The 5,825-nt window shown below is 51.1% G+C and carries 2 tRNA genes and 3 rRNA genes; all 5 read right to left on the reverse strand.

Going from position 1 to position 5,825, the window contains the following annotated elements:
- Positions 1–57 precede the first annotated feature (57 nt).
- Positions 58–170, reverse strand: a 5S ribosomal RNA gene (rrf, locus tag QTI68_RS40020).
- 134 nt (positions 171–304) lie between these two features.
- Positions 305–3,179 (reverse strand): 23S ribosomal RNA (locus tag QTI68_RS40025).
- Between the two features lie 335 nt (positions 3,180–3,514).
- A tRNA-Ala gene (locus tag QTI68_RS40030) sits at positions 3,515–3,590 on the reverse strand.
- A gap of 48 nt (positions 3,591–3,638) precedes the next feature.
- Positions 3,639–3,715 (reverse strand) — tRNA-Ile (locus QTI68_RS40035).
- Between the two features lie 72 nt (positions 3,716–3,787).
- Positions 3,788–5,322 (reverse strand): 16S ribosomal RNA (locus tag QTI68_RS40040).
- The 16S, 23S and 5S rRNA genes sit together here with 2 tRNA genes alongside, the layout of an rRNA operon.
- Positions 5,323–5,825: the final 503 nt, after the last annotated feature.

Below are 5,825 nucleotides of genomic sequence, written 5' to 3' on the forward strand. Positions count from 1 at the left end.
CGCGCACAAAGCAAAACGCCCAGCCTTTTGAGGGGCTGGGCGGTTTGGGCTGTAAGAGCCTGACGATGACCTACTTTCACACGGGAACCCGCACTATCATCGGCGCTGAGTCGTTTCACTGTCCTGTTCGGGATGGGAAGGAGTGGGACCAACTCGCTATGGTCATCAGGCATAAAGGGTTGTCGCGCTGACTGGGTCAGCACAACGAATTCATAGAGTCTGGAATTAGCTTTGATGCTTGTGGCATCGGAATCTTGAATGCGTCAACTTGGCATAACACCTTGATCATGTAGATCAAAGTTATAGGGTCAAGCCGCACGAGCAATTAGTATCAGTTAGCTTAACGCATTACTGCGCTTCCACACCTGACCTATCAACGTCCTGGTCTTGAACGACTCTTTAGGGGGCTCAAGGCCCCGGCAGATCTCATCTTGAAACGAGTTTCCCGCTTAGATGCTTTCAGCGGTTATCTCTTCCACACTTAGCTACTCGGCAATGCCACTGGCGTGACAACCGATACACCAGAGGTGTGTCCACTCCGGTCCTCTCGTACTAGGAGCAGGCTTCCTCAAATCTGCAGCGCCCACGGAAGATAGGGACCAAACTGTCTCACGACGTTTTAAACCCAGCTCACGTACCTCTTTAAATGGCGAACAGCCATACCCTTGGGACCGGCTACAGCCCCAGGATGAGATGAGCCGACATCGAGGTGCCAAACACCGCCGTCGATATGAACTCTTGGGCGGTATCAGCCTGTTATCCCCAGAGTACCTTTTATCCGTTGAGCGATGGCCCTTCCATACAGAACCACCGGATCACTATGTCCTGCTTTCGCATCTGCTCGACTTGTCAGTCTCGCAGTTAAGCACGCTTATGCCATTGCACTATCGTCACGATGTCCGACCGTAACTAGCGTACCTTCGAACTCCTCCGTTACGCTTTGGGAGGAGACCGCCCCAGTCAAACTGCCTACCATGCACTGTCCCCGATCCAGATAATGGACCTAGGTTAGAACCTCAAACACACCAGGGTGGTATTTCAACGTTGGCTCCACAAGATCTAGCGACCCTGCTTCAAAGCCTCCCACCTATCCTACACAGATCTGTTCAAAGTCCAATACAAAGCTACAGTAAAGGTTCATGGGGTCTTTCCGTCTTTCCGCGGGGAGATTGCATCATCACAAACATTTCAACTTCGCTGAGTCTCAGGAGGAGACAGTGTGGCCATCGTTACGCCATTCGTGCAGGTCGGAACTTACCCGACAAGGAATTTCGCTACCTTAGGACCGTTATAGTTACGGCCGCCGTTTACTGGGACTTCAATCAAGAGCTTGCACCCCATCATTTAATCTTCCAGCACCGGGCAGGCGTCACACCCTATACGTCCACTTTCGTGTTTGCAGAGTGCTGTGTTTTTAATAAACAGTCGCAGCCACCGATTTTTTGCAACCCATTCATGCTCCGTTGTTCACTTCACACTAATAGGGCACACCTTCTTCCGAAGTTACGGTGTCAATTTGCCGAGTTCCTTCTCCTGAGTTCTCTCAAGCGCCTTAGAATACTCATCTCGCGCACCAGTGTCGGTTTGCGGTACGGTCGTGTGTAGCTGAAGCTTAGTGGCTTTTCCTGGAACCTCGTTCAGTCACTTCACCAGCAAGCTGGCTCGATCATGGGCCTCGGTATATGTGCACCGGATTTGCCTAATGCACGCCTACTTCCCACTAAACCGGGATATCCAACACCCGGATGACCTATTAAGATCCGTCCCCACATCGCACTACACATCGGTACAGGAATATTGACCTGTTTCCCATCAGCTACGCATCTCTGCCTCGCCTTAGGGGCCGACTCACTCTACGCCGATGAACGTTGCGTAGAAAACCTTGCGCTTACGGCGAGGGGGCTTTTCACCCCCTTTAACGCTACTCATGTCAGCATTCGCACTTCTGATACCTCCAGCACGCTTTACAACGCACCTTCACAGGCTTACAGAACGCTCTCCTACCACTTGCAATAAATTGCAAATCCGCAGCTTCGGTAACTGGCTTAGCCCCGTTACATCTTCCGCGCAGGACGACTCGATCAGTGAGCTATTACGCTTTCTTTAAATGATGGCTGCTTCTAAGCCAACATCCTGACTGTTTTAGCCTTCCCACTTCGTTTCCCACTTAGCCAATTTTAGGGACCTTAGCTGGCGGTCTGGGTTGTTTCCCTCTTGAGTCCGGACGTTAGCACCCGGTGCTCTGTCTCCCAAGCTGTACTCGTCGGTATTCGGAGTTTGCCTTGGTTTGGTAAGTCGCCATGACCCCCTAGCCAAAACAGTGCTCTACCCCCGACGGTAATACTTGAGGCACTACCTAAATAGTTTTCGGAGAGAACCAGCTATTTCCAAGTTTGTTTAGCCTTTCACCCCTATCCACAGCTCATCCGCTAGTTTTGCAACACTAGTCGGTTCGGACCTCCAGTACCTGTTACGGCACCTTCATCCTGGCCATGGATAGATCACTTGGTTTCGGGTCTACACCCAGCGACTGATCGCCCTATTCGGACTCGATTTCTCTACGGCTTCCCTATTCGGTTAACCTTGCCACTGAATGTAAGTCGCTGACCCATTATACAAAAGGTACGCAGTCACCCCTTACGAGGCTCCTACTTTTTGTAAGCACGCGGTTTCAGGATCTATTTCACTCCCCTCCCGGGGTTCTTTTCGCCTTTCCCTCACGGTACTAGTTCACTATCGGTCGATGATGAGTATTTAGCCTTGGAGGATGGTCCCCCCATATTCAGACAGGATTTCTCGTGTCCCGCCCTACTTTTCGTTAGCTCAGTACCACACAGGTCTTTTCACGTACGGGGCTATCACCCGCTATGGCCAGTCTTTCCAAACTGTTCCGTTAAGTCTTGTGCTATCACTAACAGGCTCTTCCGATTTCGCTCGCCACTACTTTCGGAATCTCGGTTGATGTCTTTTCCTCGAGCTACTGAGATGTTTCAGTTCACCCGGTTCGCCTCGCATGCCTATGTATTCAGCATGCGATACCTTTGCAGGTGGGTTTCCCCATTCGGAAATCTCCGGATCAAAGCTAATTTGCCAGCTCCCCGAAGCTTATCGCAGGCTATCACGTCCTTCGTCGCCTATCATCGCCAAGGCATCCACCACGTGCTCTTATTCACTTGACCCTATAACTTTGACGTTTCTTCACAGAAACCAAAATCACATCAAGGAATTGACAGGTCTCTCACCTGTCGCGTTATGCCGTACTTCATACTTTCGATTTGATTCGAAATTGAAGTTCATAATTGACGCAATCAAAAATTCATGTCGCTGATGGCACGGTCCGCACTAAACCTTTACGAATGTGCGGTTTCCACCAGCGACGCTAATTCGACTCTATGAATTTTTAAAGAACAGCCGATTGACCGAGAGATCTCGATCAACAACAAAGATGCCTTTTTCAAAGCAGCTTTGGTGTTGACTATAAGTATCGTGTTGCAGCCCCAAAGGGCTCGAAGATTGGTGGAGGATGACGGGATCGAACCGACGACCCCCTGCTTGCAAAGCAGGTGCTCTCCCAGCTGAGCTAATCCCCCGGGTCCTCATATCTGACGCCCTGGAGCATCATGACCATCGGAAGAATTTGGTGGGTCTAGTTGGGCTCGAACCAACGACCCCCGCCTTATCAAGACGGTGCTCTAACCAGCTGAGCTACAGACCCATGTCGATGTTTCGACATCTTCCAACAACCGATAAGTGTGGGCGTTCAACTTGAACAGCTTTGTATTTCCAGAAAGGAGGTGATCCAGCCGCACCTTCCGATACGGCTACCTTGTTACGACTTCACCCCAGTCACGAACCCTGCCGTGGTAATCGCCCTCCTTGCGGTTAGGCTAACTACTTCTGGCAGAACCCGCTCCCATGGTGTGACGGGCGGTGTGTACAAGACCCGGGAACGTATTCACCGTGACATTCTGATCCACGATTACTAGCGATTCCGACTTCACGCAGTCGAGTTGCAGACTGCGATCCGGACTACGACTGGTTTTATGGGATTAGCTCCCCCTCGCGGGTTGGCAACCCTTTGTACCAGCCATTGTATGACGTGTGTAGCCCCACCTATAAGGGCCATGAGGACTTGACGTCATCCCCACCTTCCTCCGGTTTGTCACCGGCAGTCTCACTAGAGTGCCCAACTAAATGTAGCAACTAATGACAAGGGTTGCGCTCGTTGCGGGACTTAACCCAACATCTCACGACACGAGCTGACGACAGCCATGCAGCACCTGTGTTACGGTTCTCTTTCGAGCACTAAGCCATCTCTGGCAAATTCCGTACATGTCAAAGGTGGGTAAGGTTTTTCGCGTTGCATCGAATTAAACCACATCATCCACCGCTTGTGCGGGTCCCCGTCAATTCCTTTGAGTTTCAACCTTGCGGCCGTACTCCCCAGGCGGTCAACTTCACGCGTTAGCTTCGTTACTGAGTCAGTGAAGACCCAACAACCAGTTGACATCGTTTAGGGCGTGGACTACCAGGGTATCTAATCCTGTTTGCTCCCCACGCTTTCGTGCATGAGCGTCAGTACAGGTCCAGGGGATTGCCTTCGCCATCGGTGTTCCTCCGCATATCTACGCATTTCACTGCTACACGCGGAATTCCATCCCCCTCTACCGTACTCTAGCTATGCAGTCACAGATGCAGTTCCCAGGTTGAGCCCGGGGATTTCACAACTGTCTTACATAACCGCCTGCGCACGCTTTACGCCCAGTAATTCCGATTAACGCTTGCACCCTACGTATTACCGCGGCTGCTGGCACGTAGTTAGCCGGTGCTTATTCTTACGGTACCGTCATGATCCCTCTTTATTAGAAAGAGACTTTTCGTTCCGTACAAAAGCAGTTTACAACCCGAAGGCCTTCATCCTGCACGCGGCATGGCTGGATCAGGCTTGCGCCCATTGTCCAAAATTCCCCACTGCTGCCTCCCGTAGGAGTCTGGGCCGTGTCTCAGTCCCAGTGTGGCTGGTCGTCCTCTCAGACCAGCTACAGATCGAAGGCTTGGTGAGCCTTTACCTCACCAACTACCTAATCTGCCATCGGCCGCTCCATTCGCGCAAGGTCTTGCGATCCCCTGCTTTCATCCGTAGATCTTATGCGGTATTAGCACAGCTTTCGCTGCGTTATCCCCCACGATTGGGCACGTTCCGATGTATTACTCACCCGTTCGCCACTCGCCGCCAGGATTGCTCCCGCGCTGCCGTTCGACTTGCATGTGTAAGGCATGCCGCCAGCGTTCAATCTGAGCCAGGATCAAACTCTATAGTTCGATCTTGATTTTGCGCCTGACCTCGCGGTCAAGCAAAACTCATAAAAAAAGAAATTGAAGTGAACTTCACTTCTATTCTCATGAGCGTTTAAAGTCTTGAAGACTTTGTTCCGAAGAACTTAGCCATTCGCCTCAAACGCCCACGCTTATCGGCTGTATATTTTTAACGATCCGTCAAAACAATCTCTTGTTTTGCTTGCTTCGCTGCGATCAGCGGAGCCTTCGATTATGACACGGTTTTTTAAGAACCGGCAAACTTTTTTCGCTTTCTTTCGCTTCTCACAACCGCTTCACTGGGAAGCCGCTGCAGTTCGCGTTTTCTGCGGAGCCTTCGATTATGACACAGTTTTTTCAACTTCGTCAACCTCGAGAGGCTTTTTCTTTCCCGCCGCTCACTTCGATCAACTCGCAACCCGGAAGCTGCTTCGTCGCCGTCGTTTTCAGCGGAGCCTTCGATTATGACACAGTTTTTAGAACCAGATCAAGACCGAAGGGCCTTTTTT

Source organism: Variovorax sp. J31P207 (assembly GCF_030316965.1).
Lineage (GTDB): Bacteria > Pseudomonadota > Gammaproteobacteria > Burkholderiales > Burkholderiaceae_C > Variovorax > Variovorax ginsengisoli_B.